Below are 15,544 nucleotides of genomic sequence, written 5' to 3' on the forward strand. Positions count from 1 at the left end.
ACGATGGTGGGCACGTCGCTTGCGCTCCTTTGCCCACCTTACGGCACCGTCGCTGCGGCGAGCCTATCCCCCCACCGCGCCCTGCGTGTTCACATACAACGCGTAGATCGACTGGCTCGCCGCCATGAACAGGCGGTTGCGTTTGACGCCGCCGAAGCAGAGATTGGCGCAGCGTTCGGGCAGCGCGATGCGGCCGATCATGACGCCGTCGGGCGCGAACACGACGACGCCGTCGAGCTCGGGATCGCCCATGCCCCAGCCGCACCAGAGATTGCCGTCGATGTCGCAGCGCACGCCATCAGGCGTGCCGGGACCGGCATCGATGTGGACGCGCTTGTTGGAAATCTTGGTTCCGTCAGCCGAAACGTCATAAGCGAGGATCTTGCGGTTCGGCACGCCGCGCGATTCCACGACGTAGAGGATTGTCTCGTCCGGCGAGAAGCACAGCCCGTTCGGCCCGAGCACGCCTTCGGCGACGATGGTCGCCTCACGCGTCACGGGATCAAGCCGGTAGACGTTCGGCTCGATCTCGGGCTCGGCCTTGCAGCCCTCGTAATTGCCGAGCAGGCCGAAGGTCGGATCGGTGAACCAGATCGCGCCGTCCGATTTAACAACGACATCGTTCGGCGAGTTCAACCGCTTGCCGTTGAATTGATCCATCAGCACGCTGATGCTGCCGTCATATTCGGTGCGGGTCACGCGGCGGCCGCCATGCTCGCAGCTGACGAGTCGGCCCTGGCGGTCGCGCGTGTTGCCATTGGCGAAATTCGAGGGCTTGCGAAACACGGAGACCGCGCCGGTCTCTTCCTCCCATTTGATGATGCGCTGGTTCGGGATGTCGCTGCACAGCAGATAACGCCCGTCGCCGAACCAGACCGGCCCCTCCGCCCAGCGCAGGCCCGTCGTCAGCCGCTCCACCGCCGAGAGCTTCAGCCAGTATTTTTCGAAGCGGGGATCGAGGGCGTGAATGGCCGGATCGGGGTAATAGGTCGCCGGCCGCCAGCCTAGCCGCTCCTGGGTGTGGGACGATGCCTCATTCATGTCGGTTCTCTCGTTTCGTTCCCTCTGGACAATCCAGCTATCATTAGAGACACGTGATCGCAAATCGGTCACCAACGACGAGGAAAGACATGCCGCGCATCTTGATGACGGGAGCTTCGGGTGGAATCGGAACGCGGCTGCGGAAGTTGCTCCCGCCGATCTATCCGGACCTGCTGCTCTCGGACATTCGCCCGCCAAAGGACCTTGGGCCGAACGAGCAGTTCAAGGCGGCGGACCTGTCCGATCTCGCGCAATGCGAGGCGATCTGCGAAGGCGTCGACGGCATCATCCATTTCGGCGGCTATTCGGTCGAAGGCCCCTGGGACGACATCCTCCAGGCCAACATCATCGGCGGCTACAATCTGTTCGAGGCGGCCTACCGCAAGGGCGTCAAGCGCGTGGTGTTTGCGTCGTCGAACCACGTCGTCGGCTTCTACCCGCGCCACCACAAGATCGGCACCGACGTCACCGTGCGCCCCGACGGGCGCTACGGCGTCAGCAAGGTGTTCGGCGAAGCGGTCGGCGCCCTCTATGCCGACAAACACGGGCTGAAGGTGACCTGCATCCGCATCGGCAATTGCGACGAGCGGCCGCTCGACCATCGCCGCATCTCGATGTGGCTGAAGCCGGAAGACCTGGTGCAGCTCTGCCAGATCGGGCTCGAGCATCCCGACATCCATTTCGAAGTGTTCTACGGCGTCTCCCTGAACGAGCGCGCCTGGTGGGACAACCACCGCGCCTACGAATTCGGCTACCGCCCCACGGGGCGTTCCGAGGATCACGTCGCGCACGCGATGGCCGAGCAGGCCAAGCTGAAGCCCGACCCGATCGGCGACCATTTCCAGGGCGGCTCCTTCGCCAGCCTCGAGTTCGACGGCGATGCGAGCCGGATCATCGATTGGAATAAGCGGTAACGTTTGACGCTATAGCTCAAGCTGCTGCCATAGCGGCGGTGCGCTCTCTCCGCGCTTGCGGCAGAGCAATCGCCTATGGGAGCGATTCCCTGTGGCCATCCTTCGAGACGCCCGCCGTTGGCGGGCCCTCAGGATGAGGACCGATTGCGCGGCCGTCGTTTCGACCGGCACCAATGCCGCTTAGCCTCATCCTGAGGAGACCGCGAAGCGGTCGTCTCGAAGGACGAGGCGCGCGCTCAGCTCGCACGAAATGCCATATGCGATTGCCCTGCCGCTTGCGGGGAGAGGGTTGGGGTGAGGGGGATCTCCGCGCGGACGGTGACAGCCGGACCCGCAACTACACCACAAGTCATTGCGAGCAGAGCGAAGCAATCCAGAATCCCTCTGCAGAAAGACTCTGGATTGCTTCGCTGCGCTCGCAATGACGTGTTGGGGAAGCATTGCTCGCCAGCGAGCAGATGGCTCGCGGGGACCATTGACGTAGATCAACGTCACTCCTGACATCTCTGCCTCTCGATTTGTGCGATCGCAGTTCGAGAATCACCACAATGAAAATCAAGTTGTCAGTCGTCGCGATGCTCGCGCTGATCGCGCCAGCACCAGCGCGGGCCGCAGCGCTCAGCGACGCCGAGGCAGCGTTCCTCGACCAGCTCGTCACCGCATCCGTGGTGCTGGAGCAACGATGCGTCGGCTACGAGGTCGATGGTGCCGGCGGCGTTCAACTCGGCGCCCGGATTCTCGGTAGCCCTGAGGCCGCAATGGCAATGATCGATGCCTATTCTGCGGCCATCAAGGCCCGCAATGGCGAGACCTACGATACCGGTAAATTCCGCCCTGAAGTGTCTGAGGTGGCCGGCAAAACGTTCAGGCGCGTCCGGGCGGACTTGATCAGGAATCCAAAAAGGGCCTGCGCCGCCTTCGGCGATGCCGGCGTGGATCGCGGCCTATTGAGACGGTACTGAACGTGCCGTCACACGCATGCGCTAGCGCAAGATCCCGCTGCCAATCCTTGCCAGATAATCCGACTTGCTGAATTGCATGTGATCCACGCACAGCTGCGCCAGCGCCCAGCTGTCGCGGCCTTTCAACAGCTCGATCATCAGCTCGTGCTGGCGCCGCGACTGCGCGAGGCCGTCGCGGTCGGCAAGGTTTTTTGCGCGCATCGGCAGGGTGAGGTTCATGTAGTCCTGGAGCGAGCTGACCAGATACGGGTTGCCGCAGGCTGAGAACAGCGCGAGGTGGAAGGCGTCGTTGGCCTCGTGAATGCCGCGCAAATCCTGCGCATCGGCCTTGGCGCAATATTGCTGCTGCAATGCGGAGAGCTCGTCAATCAGGCCTTGCGGTGCGGGCAGGGGGATCATCAGCGCCGCCTGCCGGGTCAGCATCTCCCGGACCTCGTAGATCTGCCGGACTTCGTCGGCCGAATAGAACCGCACGGTGGCGCCGACATTCTTTTCGCGGCGGACGATGCCGCGACGCTCCGCATCCACCAGCGCCTGGCGGACGAAGTGGCGGGAGGTGCCGTAGCGCGACATCAGCGCGTCTTCGGTGAGGCGCGCGCCGGGCGGCAGGCGGCCGAAGATGATGTCCTCCTCCAGCCGCGCGACGACGCCATCAGGATCGTCGCGCCGGACCGGCATTTCCTCAGCGGTGCGGATCTCGGACATGCCCTCAGCCTCCGGCATCGGCCGGTCCGCCTTGTGGAGCAGGGGAGGCAAGGATTGTCAATAATTTGTGCCGAAAACCGACCTTAAAGCCGGAAGCCGCGACAATATGGACCAATCTTATTGACAATCGAGGGGTAGGCTGTACCACAATGGCAAGGTGAATGGAGTGGCATGATGACGAGTGGTTTGCGCAAAGGGCTGACGAGCTATGGCGATGCCGGCTTCTCGCTGTTCCTGCGCAAGGCGTTCATCAAGGCCATGGGCTATTCCGACGACGCGCTGGAGCGCCCGATCGTCGGCATCACCAACACCTACAGCGACTACAATCCCTGCCACGGCAACGTCCCGCAGATCATCGAGGCCGCCAAGCGCGGCGTGATGCTGTCGGGCGCGATGCCCTTCGTATTCCCGACCATCTCGATTGCCGAGAGTTTTGCGCATCCGACCTCGATGTATCTGCGCAACCTGATGGCGATGGACACCGAGGAGATGATCCGGGCACAGCCGATGGATTCGGTGATCGTGATCGGCGGCTGCGACAAGACGCTTCCGGCGCAGGTGATGGCCGCGATCAGCGCCGATCTGCCGACCGTTGTGATTCCCGTCGGCCCCATGGTGGTCGGCCATCACAAGGGCGAGGTGCTGGGGGCCTGCACCGACTGCCGTCGTCTCTGGGGCAAGTACCGCGCCGGCGAAATGGACGACGCGGAGATCGAGGCGGTGAACGGCCGCCTCGCGCCGTCGGTCGGCACCTGCATGGTGATGGGCACCGCCTCGACCATGGCCTGCATGATCGAAGCCATGGGCCTGTCGCTGCCGATGAGCGCGACGATCCCGGCGCCGCATGCCGAACGCTTCCGCCTCGCAGAGGCCAGCGGCAAGGTTGCCGCCGAGATGGCCAAGACCAAGGGGCCGAAGCCGAGCGAGCTGCTGACACCGGCCTCCTTCAAGAATGCGCAGGTCGTGCTCCAGGCGATCGGCGGCTCGACCAACGGCCTGATCCATCTGACCGCGATGGCGCATCGCTCACCGCACCGGCTCGATCTCGAAGCGTTCGACCAGATTGGTCGCGAGGTGCCGGTACTGGTCGATCTCAAGCCGTCCGGCGAGCACTATATGGAGCATTTCCATCACGCCGGCGGCGTGCCGAAACTGCTGGCGCAGCTCGGCGACCTCGTCGATCTCGACGCCAAGACCATCTCCGGCCAGACGCTGCGCGATGTCGTCGCCAATGCGGAAGACGTGCCCGGCCAGGACGCGATCCGTCCGCGCGATAATCCGATCAAGGCAGAAGGCGGCCTTGCCGTCCTGCACGGCAATCTCGCGCCGCGCGGCGCCGTGATCAAGCAGTCGGCTGCGAGTCCGAAGCTGTTGCAGCACACCGGGCGCGCGGTGGTGTTCGAATCCGTCGAGGACATGACCTTGCGGGTCGATCATCCCGATCTCGACGTGAACTCCGATGACGTGTTGGTGCTGCGCAATGCAGGCCCGAAGGGGGCGCCCGGCATGCCCGAAGCGGGCTATCTGCCGATCCCGAAGAAGCTCGCGCGCGGCGGCACCAAGGACATGGTGCGCATTTCCGATGCGCGCATGAGCGGCACGGCGTTCGGCACCATCGTGCTGCACATCACGCCGGAATCCGCCGTCGGCGGGCCGCTCGCGCTGGTGAAGAACGGCGACATGATCAGCCTCGATGTGGCCAGGCGCAGCATCGAGCTTTTGGTCGATGCCGCCGAGCTGGAGCGGCGGCGTGCCGCGTTGAAGCCCGCCGCTGCGCCCGACGAGGCGCGGCGCGGCTACGCCTGGCTGTTCAACGAGACCATCATGCAGGCCGATGAGGGCTGCGATTTCGATTTCATGCAGAGGACTGGCAAGACGACTGAGCAGAAGACCGAGAAGGGGTGATCAACCACCCGAACGAACGCCCAGACCGCCGAAGCGGCGGGCGATAAAACAGGGGGAAACGATGATTGCACGATCCATGCGTGGGTTGGTGGCTATTGCCGCCGTCCTTTTCGTCACGGAAGCCGGGGCGCAGGAGGTGAAGCATTATCGCTTCGCCTATGACCAGCCACGCAACACCGGCTATTCCATCGCGGGCGACCTCTTTGCCGAAAAGCTCAAGGAATTGAGCAAGGGCACCATGATCATCGACCAGTATCCCGGCGCCCAGCTCGGGCAGGAGCCGCAGGTGCTCCAGCTCGTGAAAGCCGGGGACGTCGAGTTCGCGATCATCTCGTCAGCCAACACCGCGACGATCTCGCCGCAGGCGGGCGTGATGTCGCTGCACTATCTGTTCCGCGACGAGAACCACGTGATCAAGGGATTGGCCGATCCCCGCGTGTTCGAAGCGCTCAGGACCATGATCGACGAGACCACGCAGGGCCTGCATGTGATCGCGACGGGCTCTCAGGGCGTACGCCACATGTACTCCAAGAAGGAGATCCACAATGTCGGCGACGTCAAGGGCCTGAAGGTCCGCGTCCAGGCGACCGCGACCGAGGACACCATGTTCCCGGCCTACGGCGCCCAGACCGTGCACATGCCGTTCGGCAGCGTCTACACCAGCTTGCAAACCGGCGTCGTCGACGTCGCCGAGAACAGCATCAACGTCTACCTCGTCAACAAGCACTATGAGGTGGCGCCCGTCCTCAACATCACCGAGCACGAAGCCAACAACGCGCTGGTGTTCATCTCCGACAAGCTCTGGCAGAGCCTGTCGGCTGAGCAGAAGCAGTGGGTGCAGGCTGCGGCGAATGAGGTCAGCACCAAGGAGCCGGCGAAGGCGTTCGAGCTGGAACGCACGGCGGCGGAGAAGCTGAAGAAGATGGGCGTCAAGGTCGTACAGGACGTCGACAAGAAGACCTTCGCGGCGATCGCCGACCCCAATCTCGACAAGCTCGCCAAGGAACTCGGCCCGCACGCCGAGAAGATCAAGGATCTGATCCGGTCGATCAATTAGGCGACGGAAGATGGTGCGCTCCCTCTCCCGCTTGCGGAAGAGGGTCGGGGAGAGGGTGTCTCCGCGGAGAGATTCCCAATGAGGAGAGAACCCTCACCCCGCGCTCCGCGCCGACCTCTCCCGCAAGCGGGAGAGGTCCAACCATCAGCAGCCGCCGTTCAGGTGACATCCTTTCTCCTAGGTCGCGACGACGAGGATATTGAATGCCCATCGCCGACAAACTGCTCGTGCACCGCCAACGCCACCTGAAATGGCGCTCCCTCGACTGGCTCGAGCTTGCGCTGATGATCCTGTGCGGCGTGCTCTGCTTCGGCTTCTCGCTGTCGGTCACGGCCGACATCGTCACCCGCACCATCGGCCATCCCTGGCTGTGGCTTCAGGAAGTGACGTCGACGCTGTTCATCTACGCGATCTTCATCGGCACGGCGGCCGCGACGCGTCGCAATGATCACCTCTATCTCACCGCGATCTCCGAGGCGATGCACGGCACGCCGCGGCTGGTCGTGGAGGTGATCATTCGGGTCGTGGTGCTGGGGGTTGCGTTCTGCCTGATCTGGTACGGCTACCAGAACTATCTGCGTGGGTTCGGCAGCTTCCGTTTGCCCTCGGGCACGCCGATCGCCTCGCTCTATGCGATCATCCCGTTGTCGGGCGTGTTGATCGGCCTGTTCACCATCGAGCAGCTCGTCAATGGCCTGCGCAACGGCTTCGACCATCCCGAGCCGCCCGAGGAGGATGGCGCGCCCGTTGTCACCGAGGCGCAGATGAGGGCGCAGCCGTGAGCGCACCCATCGTTCTCGCACTGATGACCGTCTGCTTCCTGTCGTTCGGCTATCTCGGCGTGCCCGTGCCGTTCTCGCTGATGGCGGGCGTGTTCATCGGTGCGCTCCTGTCCGACGTCTCGCTCGCCGCGATCATCCAGAAGATCTTCGACGGCGTCGATTCCGAGGCGCTGCTGGCGATCCCGTTCTTCCTCCTGGTCGGCGAGCTCATGAGCTCGGCCAATGTGGTGGTCCGAATAGCCAATCTTTCAGTGTCTCTGGTCGGGCATATCAGGGGCGGGCTGTCGCAGGTCGTGGTCGTCTTCAGCATGTTCTTCTCGGAAATGTCGGGCTCGACCACCGCCGACGTCGCCGTGATGAGCCGCGCGCTGGGCGGCCCGATGAAACGCGAAGGCTACGAGCCCGCCTTCATCGCCGCGATCATCGCCTCCGCCTCGACCATTGCCGCACTGGTGCCGCCCAGCATCACCGCCGTGGTCTATGGCGCGGTCGGCAACGTCTCGATTGCCGGCCTGTTCATGGCGGGCGTCGTGCCGGGTCTGATGATCGGTTTCGGGTTGATGATCTACTGCTATTTCTTCGGCCCCTCCGGCCTGCGCAAGCCGCGCGCGCCGCTGCGGCAGGTGGTGTTCGCGGCCGGCGATGCCGCCTTGCCGCTGATGATCCCCGTCATCCTGTTGGGCGGCATCCTGACCGGCTGGTTCACGCCGACCGAAGCCGGCGTCGTCGCCGTGGTCTGGATCATTCTCGTCGTGATTCCCGCGCTCAACCGCGGGCACATCAAAAAGATCCCTTACGATTTCTGCCTCGCCGGCCTGATTTTCTCGCTGCCGCTGATCACCATCGGCGCCGCCAACGCCTTCGGCTGGATGCTCGCCTATTTGCGCGGTGCGACCTACATCGCCGAAATGATCACCTCGATCGCCGGCAACGATCCGCATTTGATCATGCTGCTGATGGTGCTGCTCTTCACTATCGTCGGCGATTTCATCGAGCCGGTGCCGACCATCATCATCTTCATGCCGCTGGTCAACGCGCTGACGGAAGCTGGCGAGATCAACGCGGTGCATATGGGCGTGGTGCTGATCGCCACGCTCGCCTTCGGCCTGATCACGCCGCCTTACGGCCTGGTACTGCTGATGGCCTCGAAATTCGTCGGCATCAGTTTCGCAAAAGCGTTGCGCGCCGCACTGCCGATCTATCTGGTGTTCCTGGCCACGATCGCGTTCGCGATCTACTTCCCGAGCGTGGTGCTGTGGCTGCCGCGGCACGTGCTGCCGGAGTCGGTCGGCTGCTTCAAGTCGCCGGCGGGCGTCGGCTACATCTGTCCTCAATGACGATTTGCTCGACGCGCCATTGCGCGGCTTCCCGCACATAGCGGAAAGGCGTGCCGTGGCTGTTCTTGAAGTAGCTGCCGGACAGCGACTTCGCCATCGCCTGCATCACCGCGTCATGGCAGACGAACAGGAGGTCGTTATCGGGATGACGGTCGAGCCACGCGGAGACGCAAGCCAGCGACCGTTCGGTCATGGCGTCCCAGCTCTCGCCGTCGGCGGGCAGGATCGAGACGAGGCCCGTCGCCGAGTTGACGCCGTGCCTGACCATGAGGTCGCGGACGGGCAGGCCTTCAAAGCTGCCGAAATCGAACTCGATGATGCCGTCGTCGATGGTGAGCGGCACCGAGATCGCATCCGCGATGATCTCGGCCGTTCGCGCCGCGCGCACCAGCGGGCTTGCGACGATGCGGCTGATGCCGACGCCGCGCAGCGTTTCCGCAGCCTCGTGCGCTTGCTTGAGACCGTCCTCGTTCAGCGGGTTGTCGGTGCGGCCCTGGAACAAGCCCTGACGATTCCAGTCGGTCGCGCCGTGGCGGAGGCCGTAGAAATTGCGCGTGGGCCTCACTTCGACTTGCTCGTAAATTTCTTCACGGCCACACGAAACTCCTCCGTGTTCATCGCCATGATGATCTTGTGCTCCTCGGCATCGAGCTGCTGTTTTACGGGCGTGGTCGTGGCCTGGTACACGAGGGACTTGGTGCCGGCGATCGCGGCGGGCGCGTTCTGCGCGAGGCGCTCGGCGAGGTGTCGCGTCGCCGCCTTCAGCTCGGTCGCGGGAACGGTCTTGACGACGAGACCCCATTCGTAGGCCTGCTGCGCCGTAAAATTATCCTCGGCAAGAAAGATCTGCAGCGCACGGCGGGAGCCGATCGTGCCGACGATGCCGACCGTCGAGCCGCCGTCCGGCGACACGCCGATCTTGGCGTAAGCGGGCGTGAATTTGGCATCGTCGGCGGCGATGCAGAGATCGGTGACGAAGGCGAGGCCCATGCCGGCGCCGGCCGCCGAGCCGTGCACGCTCGACAGCGAGATCTTCGGCATGCGCCGGATGATCTCGATGAAGGCGTGATAGTGCTTGAGCAGCTCGCCGACGACCGGCGTCACGGTATTGGCTTCGGCCGCAGCGCCGATGGTCTGAAGATCGCCGCCAGCCGAGAAGGCGCGGCCTTCGCCTTCGAGCACCACGACGCGGATGGCGTCGTCGCCTTCGATGATGGCCGCGAGCTGCTCGAGCTTCTGCGCGATCGCAAGGTTGATCGAATTGAACGCGGTGGGGCGGTTGAGGGTGATGGTCGCGATCGGGCCGTCGATCCGCAGCAAAGCGGGATCATCGGGTTTTGAGACGGGAGCTGGCATCCTGGAAATCCCCGGCATGAGGTCGTTGCTGCAACTAAATCGCAGAAGGCGAGGGGTGACAATCCCCGGCCGCCGCCCTTGCGCCGGGCGGAACGATAGGCTCAAATAGAGCTGCCTTTGCCAAGGGACGGACACGAGCGCCGGCTCCTCCTGGGCGAGCCAAGCCAGATTTAGCGGGAGAGGAGACGACATGGGTAACGCTCGTGTCTTGCGGAAATGGGCTGTCCAATGACGGACGGTCCGGTGGTCATTGTCGGTGCCGGCCATGGCGGCTACCAGGTCGCGGCATCCCTGCGCCAGGCGGGCTTTTCCGATCGCATCTGCCTGATCAACGACGAGGCGCATCTGCCCTATCAACGCCCGCCGCTGTCCAAGGCCTACATCAAGGGTTCGGCCGGGCCGGAGAGCCTGATGTTCCGGCCCGAAAAATTCTACCAGGACCAGAAGATCGAGCTGATCGCGGGCCGCGCGGTGTCGATCGACCGCTCGGAGGGCAAGGTGCACCTCGCATCCGGCGAGGCGCTGGCTTACGGCCACCTCGTGCTGGCGACCGGCGCGCGCAACCGCCTGCTTGATCTGCCCAATGCAAATCTGCCCGACGTGAAATATTTGCGGATCCTCGACGACAGCGAGGCGCTACGAAAAATCATGCCGTCGAAGACGCGGGTCGTGGTGATCGGCGCCGGTTTCATCGGCCTCGAATTTGCGGCCACCGCGCGCATCAAGGGCCTCGAGGTCGACGTGCTCGAGCTCGCTCCGCGCGTGATGGCGCGCGCGGTGACGGCGGAGGTCTCGGAGTATTTTCAAGAACGCCATCGCGAGGCCGGCATCCGCATTCACCTCGGTGTGCAGGCAACTGCAATCGAGGCCGAGGGCGGCAAGGTCACCGGCATCTCCTTGAGCGACGGCCGGCATCTGCCCGCCGACCTCGTCGTGGTCGGCGTCGGCGTGCTGCCGAACATCGAGCTCGCGGCCGAGGCCGGGCTGCCGGTCGCCGCCGGCATCATCGTCGACGAATATCTGTCGACGGCTGACCCCCATATCTCCGCGATCGGCGATTGTGCGCTGTTCGCCAGTCCGCGCTTCGGTGGATCGCTGCGGCTGGAATCGGTGCAGAACGCCACTGATCACGCCCGCTGCCTCGCGGCGCGGTTGACCGGCGACAGGAAGGCCTATGACGGCCATCCCTGGTTCTGGAGCGACCAGGGCGACGACAAGCTCCAGATGGCGGGTCTCACCACCGGCTATGACCGCGTCGTGCTGCGCGGCAGCCCTGCGAACAAGGCGTTCTCGGCATTCTGCTACAAGGGCGAGAAGCTGCTCGGCATCGAGTCGGTCAACCGCGCCGGCGATCACATGTTCGGCCGCAGATTGCAGGGCATGGATCGCTCGATCACGCCGGAGCAGGCGGCGGATGAAAGTTTTGATCTGAAAAGCGCGCTGGCTTGATCAGCTCGCGCTGACGACAGCCGCAACTTCCGTCGCGGTCGGCATCGAGGGCCCTGCGCCCATGCGCTGCACGCTGATCGATGCGGCCGCGTTGGCGAAGGCGAGCGCGGCACGCAAGGGCATGCCCTCCGCCAGCTGCGATGCCAGTGCGCCGACGAAGCAATCGCCGGCGCCTGTGGTGTCGACCGCCTTCACGACGCGCCCCTGCACGGCAAATTCCTCGCTGGCAGCCAGGGCCAGCACGCCGCGCTTGCCGAGCGTGATGCAGATGGTCTGATCCCCGCGCGCCTGAAGTTTTCTCGCGACATCAATGATCTTTGCGGCTTCGTCGCTCTCGGACAGCTCCACGCCTGCGAGGAATCCAAGCTCGGTCTCGTTGAGCACGAGAATGTCGACGAGCGCCAGCAGCTCGCCGGACATCTTTTGCGCCGGTGCGGGGTTGAGCAGTGTCGTCGCGCCGGCCGAACGCGCGCGCTGGAAGAAGGCGGCAATCGTCGGCAGCGGGATCTCGAACTGGCTGACGGCGACATCGCCCTTCGCCAGCGGGACGTCTGCGACGTCGTCGGCGCTGACCAGCGCATTGCTGCCGGGAATGACGACGATGGTGTTGTCGGACGCCGCGACCGTGATGATGGCCGTGCCGCTATGCGTGTCGGCGTCGCGGACGGAGCCGAGATCGATGCCCTGGGCGCCGAGGAACGTTCGCAGCTCAGCCCCGAACGCATCCTTGCCGAGCCGCCCGATCAGCGTGGTCTTCATGCCGAGCCTGGACGACGCCACCGCCTGGTTCGCGCCCTTGCCGCCCGGAAAATACAGCACCTGACGGCCGGCGACGGTCTCGCCGACCCTGGGATGGCGATCGGCGGTCGCCACCACATCCATGTTGATGCTGCCGGCGATGAAGACGCGCCCCATAACGAACCTCTTCGAAGTCTACACTCTGACTTCGAACTCGTGCCTGACTTTGGCGATGTCCACAAGGGTCGGCAGGCCGGCCTCGTTGCCGAGGCGCTGGATCTTGAAGGTCGAGGCGGCGCGGGCGAAATCAAAGTGCTCGCGCCAGCTTTTGCCGGGATGGGCGAGGTAGGAATACACATAGGCGCCGTGGAAGACGTCGCCGGCGCCGTTGGTGTCGATCACGCGCTCGCGCGGGATCGGCATCGCCGGCATGACCTGGACCGTCCCGGTCTCGTCGTACCAAAGTAGACCCTTCTCGCCCATGGTGACGCCGCCGATCTTGCAGCCGCGGCCTTTGAGGTAATCGAGCATCTTCTCCGGCGTCAGATCCATCTGCTCACACAGGCGCTCGGCGACGATCGCGACGTCGATGAATTCCAGCAGCTCATGCGTGTTGGTACGCAGGCCGCCGCCGTCGAGCGAGGTCAGGATGCCGGCCTCGCGGCACACCTTGGCGTAGTGGATCGCGGCATCGGGCTGATGGCCATCGATGTGCAGCGCGCGGCAGCCGCCGAGATTGAGCATCGGGAACGGATGGATGTGCTCGTCGTCGCGGCAGCGGACGATGGCGCGCTTGCCGTCCTTGGGCATGATGAAGGAGAGCGAGGACTGGTTGACCTTCCGCCCGTGCAGCGAGATCGCGTATTTCGCGCACATGTCCTGGAACATGCGCCCCAGCCAGTCATTGGCCGCGGTGGCGATGAGATCGGGCACGATGCCGAGCTTGGCGCAGCAGAACGCCGCCGTGACCGCATTGCCGCCGAAGGAGACCGCGTAGTCGGTTGCCACGTGCTTCTCGTCGCCGGTCGGCATGTGGTCGGTGATGAAGACGACGTCGATATAGGTCTGTCCGATGAAGAGAGCCTGCATTGCTTGTCCGTGATGCGCTGGGTGGTCCCGGCCGGCGGGCTTACTCTAACACCGGTTCCGCCCTCGGGACGCTGAAATTATTCGCAAAACTGCCGCCCGAGCGCTTGAGGTCGGCATAGTGCCGGAATACGACCATCGCCGGTCCATGCCAAGCCCGGACAAACGCCATCTTTCGGACTATGGTTCCGGGTCGATCGCAAGGGGGGAATATGATCACCGGCCTCGATCACGTCGTCGCTCTGGTCAGGGATATCGGTGCAGCCAAGGCGGCCTATCAGACGCTGCTGGGGCGCACGCCGGCCTGGCAGAATTCCGGCGAGGGCGCCGACCGCGTGCTGTTCACGCTCCAGAACATGACGATCGAGCTGATGGCGCCGAGCGGTTTCAACGTTGCGGCAGACCGGATCCGCGCGCTGCTCGACGACCGCGAGGGCGTGCTCGCCAGCCTGTGCTTTCGTGTCGCAGACATGGGCAAGATGCATCGGCGGCTCGAGCGGGTGGCCCTGAGGCCGGATCCGGTCGCCGAGGTCGAAAGCAACGACGTCGAGAGCGGCGCGGTCCTGCACTGGAAACGCACGCGCGCCGCCACCGAATGGACGCGCGGCGTGCGCATGTTTTTCCTCGAGCTCGCCGAGGAGCGCCCGCTGTCTGCTGCGACCGACGCCGCGCCGATCGACGGGCTCGACCACGTCGTGATCACCACCGAGGATTCCGACCGCGCCGCTGCGCTCTATGGCGCGCGGCTCGGCCTCGATCTCGCGCTCGACCGCTCGCACCAGGATTGGGGGCAGCTGATGTTCTTCCGCTGCGGCGATCTCGTCGTCGAGGTGGTGCGCCGTCCCGTGGCGGGTGGCGATTCCCAGCACGACCGTCTCTGGGGCCTGAGCTGGCGGGTGGCCGATATCGACGCCACGCGCGCCCGCCTGATCGCTGCCGGCCTCGACGTCACCGAGGTGCGCAACGGCCGCAAGCCGGGTACGCGGATCATGACGGTGCGGACCGGCACCTGCGGCATCCAGACCGTGCTGCTGGAGCGTTCGCCGAAGCCGGTGGATTGAGCGGCGCCGGTCTAGGGTGGGCAAAGCGGAGCGTGCCCACGTCTTGCTGACTTGGTTGGAAGACATGGGCACGGCGCAAGTGCGCCTTTGCCCACCCTACGAAGCTTGCGTCCGGGGCACGAGATCGTTCTCAAACGCTTGTGCGCATGTTACATGCGTCTTGTGACCACCCAGCGAGCACCCGGTTTGGCGGCAGCAAAGGCAAAGCGAACCCTGAAATGGCAGCGCGACCCCGAGGGGATGCGGCTGCGCATTCTCGAAGCCGCCAAGCAGGAGTTTTCGGCCCACGGGCTCGCCGGCGCCCGCGTCGACCGCATTGCGGCCAAGGCCGGCGCCAACAAGCGCATGCTGTACTACCACGTCGGCAACAAGGACGAACTCTATCTCGCGGTGCTCGAAGGCGCCTATGACAAGATCCGCAGCGAGGAGCGGGGGCTCGATCTCGAGCATCTCGATCCGCCCGAAGCGATCCGTCGCCTGATCGAGTTCACCTGGAATTACTTCCTGCGCAATCCCGAATTCCTGTCGCTGCTCCAGACCGAGAACCTCGCGCGCGCAAAACACCTGAAGAAATCGACCAAGGTCAAGTCGATGCACTCGCCCTTCGTCGAGATGATCCGCACCGTGGTGCGGCGCGGCGTCGACAGCGGCGACTTCCAGGTCGCGGTGGATCCGGTGCAGCTCTACATCTCGATCGCAGGGCTCTGCTTCTTCTATCTCTCGAACTCGGCAACGCTCAGCGTGATCTTCGGCCGCGATCTCCTGGACAAGAAAGCCAAGGACGAGCGGCTGTCGCACATGGTCGGCCTGGTGCTGGCCGCGCTCACGGGACAGTCGGTGGCGCTGTTCGAGATTGCCAAGGCGCCGAAGTCGCGCACCGCGGTGGCGCAGACGGTTTAGCGTTCATTGGTCGTTGCCGACTGCTGTTTCCAAACTTTCCGCAGTCATTGCCCGCGAAGGCGGGCAATCCAGTATTCCAGAGCCGCTGGTGGGTACGGAGAAGCCGCGCCGTTCCGGATTCCCCGCCTTCGCGGGGAATGACACCGTGGGTGTGGCGATCGCTCATGCCCCAACTCCCCGGAACCGCCGCAAAACGTCACAGGGAAAGCTCTGGACAGTATTTATCCAACGGGTTAATTTCTCCCCCGACG

The 15,544-nt window shown here is 64.4% G+C and carries 15 protein-coding genes; 9 read left to right on the forward strand and 6 right to left on the reverse strand.

From position 1 onward, the window contains the following. Positions 1-63: 63 nt before the first annotated feature. Entirely contained in the window at positions 64-1,041 is a 978-nt protein-coding gene (locus I3J27_RS10485; RefSeq protein WP_270168401.1) for an SMP-30/gluconolactonase/LRE family protein, read from the reverse strand. Positions 1,042-1,130: 89 nt separating this feature from the next. Between I3J27_RS10485 and I3J27_RS10490 the strand changes: the two genes are divergently transcribed. Both I3J27_RS10490 and I3J27_RS10495 read left to right on the forward strand, forming a co-directional pair. Then, the gene (locus I3J27_RS10490; protein ID WP_270168408.1) at positions 1,131-1,955 is read left to right on the forward strand and encodes an NAD-dependent epimerase/dehydratase family protein; all 825 of its coding nucleotides are present in this window, start codon (positions 1,131-1,133) and stop codon (positions 1,953-1,955) included. A 548-nt stretch (positions 1,956-2,503) separates the two neighbouring features. Further along, on the forward strand, positions 2,504-2,917 hold the full coding sequence (locus I3J27_RS10495; protein WP_270168411.1) for a hypothetical protein: 414 nt from the start codon (positions 2,504-2,506) through the stop codon (positions 2,915-2,917). Positions 2,918-2,938: 21 nt separating this feature from the next. Here the strand turns inward: I3J27_RS10495 and I3J27_RS10500 are convergent, their stop codons facing one another. Further along, a complete protein-coding gene (locus I3J27_RS10500) occupies positions 2,939-3,622 on the reverse strand; it encodes a GntR family transcriptional regulator (RefSeq protein ID WP_270168413.1) in 684 nt (227 codons plus the stop codon). Between the two features lie 174 nt (positions 3,623-3,796). Here I3J27_RS10500 and I3J27_RS10505 point away from each other — a divergent pair, with 174 nt between their 5' ends. The 4 genes from I3J27_RS10505 (at position 3,797) to I3J27_RS10520 (ending at position 8,703) form a co-directional block, all read left to right on the forward strand. After that, the gene (locus tag I3J27_RS10505) at positions 3,797-5,527 is read left to right on the forward strand and encodes an IlvD/Edd family dehydratase (protein ID WP_270172682.1); all 1,731 of its coding nucleotides are present in this window, start codon (positions 3,797-3,799) and stop codon (positions 5,525-5,527) included. 61 nt (positions 5,528-5,588) lie between these two features. Beyond that, positions 5,589-6,584, forward strand: coding sequence for a TRAP transporter substrate-binding protein (locus I3J27_RS10510; RefSeq protein ID WP_270168415.1), 996 nt, complete (start codon positions 5,589-5,591; stop codon positions 6,582-6,584). Between the two features lie 203 nt (positions 6,585-6,787). Further along, positions 6,788-7,366 carry a TRAP transporter small permease gene (locus I3J27_RS10515; RefSeq protein ID WP_270168417.1) on the forward strand — a complete coding sequence of 193 codons (579 nt, stop codon included), beginning with the start codon at positions 6,788-6,790 and terminating at the stop codon, positions 7,364-7,366. Next, positions 7,363-8,703 (forward strand): TRAP transporter large permease, encoded by a 1,341-nt coding sequence (locus I3J27_RS10520; RefSeq protein ID WP_270168419.1) that lies wholly within the window; start codon positions 7,363-7,365, stop codon positions 8,701-8,703. Before I3J27_RS10515 ends, I3J27_RS10520 begins: the two co-directional genes overlap by 4 nt. On the opposite strand, the gene I3J27_RS10525 is transcribed toward I3J27_RS10520, so the two are convergent. Both I3J27_RS10525 and I3J27_RS10530 read right to left on the reverse strand, forming a co-directional pair. Beyond that, positions 8,663-9,268, reverse strand: a complete 606-nt coding sequence (locus I3J27_RS10525) for a histidine phosphatase family protein (RefSeq protein WP_270168422.1) — start codon at positions 9,266-9,268, stop codon at positions 8,663-8,665. The genes I3J27_RS10520 and I3J27_RS10525 overlap by 41 nt on opposite strands. After that, complete coding sequence (locus I3J27_RS10530) at positions 9,265-10,059, reverse strand: enoyl-CoA hydratase/isomerase family protein (protein WP_270168424.1); 795 nt, start codon at positions 10,057-10,059, stop codon at positions 9,265-9,267. Before I3J27_RS10530 ends, I3J27_RS10525 begins: the two co-directional genes overlap by 4 nt. Before the next feature lie 228 nt (positions 10,060-10,287). Here I3J27_RS10530 and I3J27_RS10535 point away from each other — a divergent pair, with 228 nt between their 5' ends. Beyond that, on the forward strand, positions 10,288-11,508 hold the full coding sequence (locus I3J27_RS10535; RefSeq protein ID WP_270168426.1) for an NAD(P)/FAD-dependent oxidoreductase: 1,221 nt from the start codon (positions 10,288-10,290) through the stop codon (positions 11,506-11,508). Here the strand turns inward: I3J27_RS10535 and rbsK are convergent, their stop codons facing one another. Both rbsK and I3J27_RS10545 read right to left on the reverse strand, forming a co-directional pair. Beyond that, positions 11,509-12,423: a ribokinase gene (gene rbsK, locus I3J27_RS10540; protein WP_270168428.1), complete on the reverse strand. Its 915-nt coding sequence runs from the start codon at positions 12,421-12,423 to the stop codon at positions 11,509-11,511. It lies immediately after the preceding gene. Between the two features lie 18 nt (positions 12,424-12,441). Continuing rightward, on the reverse strand, positions 12,442-13,335 hold the full coding sequence (locus I3J27_RS10545) for a sugar kinase (RefSeq protein ID WP_270168430.1): 894 nt from the start codon (positions 13,333-13,335) through the stop codon (positions 12,442-12,444). A gap of 209 nt (positions 13,336-13,544) precedes the next feature. Between I3J27_RS10545 and I3J27_RS10550 the strand changes: the two genes are divergently transcribed. Both I3J27_RS10550 and I3J27_RS10555 read left to right on the forward strand, forming a co-directional pair. Then, positions 13,545-14,393 carry a VOC family protein gene (locus I3J27_RS10550; RefSeq protein WP_270168432.1) on the forward strand — a complete coding sequence of 283 codons (849 nt, stop codon included), beginning with the start codon at positions 13,545-13,547 and terminating at the stop codon, positions 14,391-14,393. A 153-nt stretch (positions 14,394-14,546) separates the two neighbouring features. Beyond that, positions 14,547-15,293 carry a TetR/AcrR family transcriptional regulator gene (locus tag I3J27_RS10555; RefSeq protein ID WP_270168435.1) on the forward strand — a complete coding sequence of 249 codons (747 nt, stop codon included), beginning with the start codon at positions 14,547-14,549 and terminating at the stop codon, positions 15,291-15,293. Positions 15,294-15,544 lie beyond the last annotated feature (251 nt).

The sequence above is a fragment of the Bradyrhizobium xenonodulans genome (assembly GCF_027594865.1).
Classification (GTDB): Bacteria; Pseudomonadota; Alphaproteobacteria; order Rhizobiales; family Xanthobacteraceae; genus Bradyrhizobium; species Bradyrhizobium xenonodulans.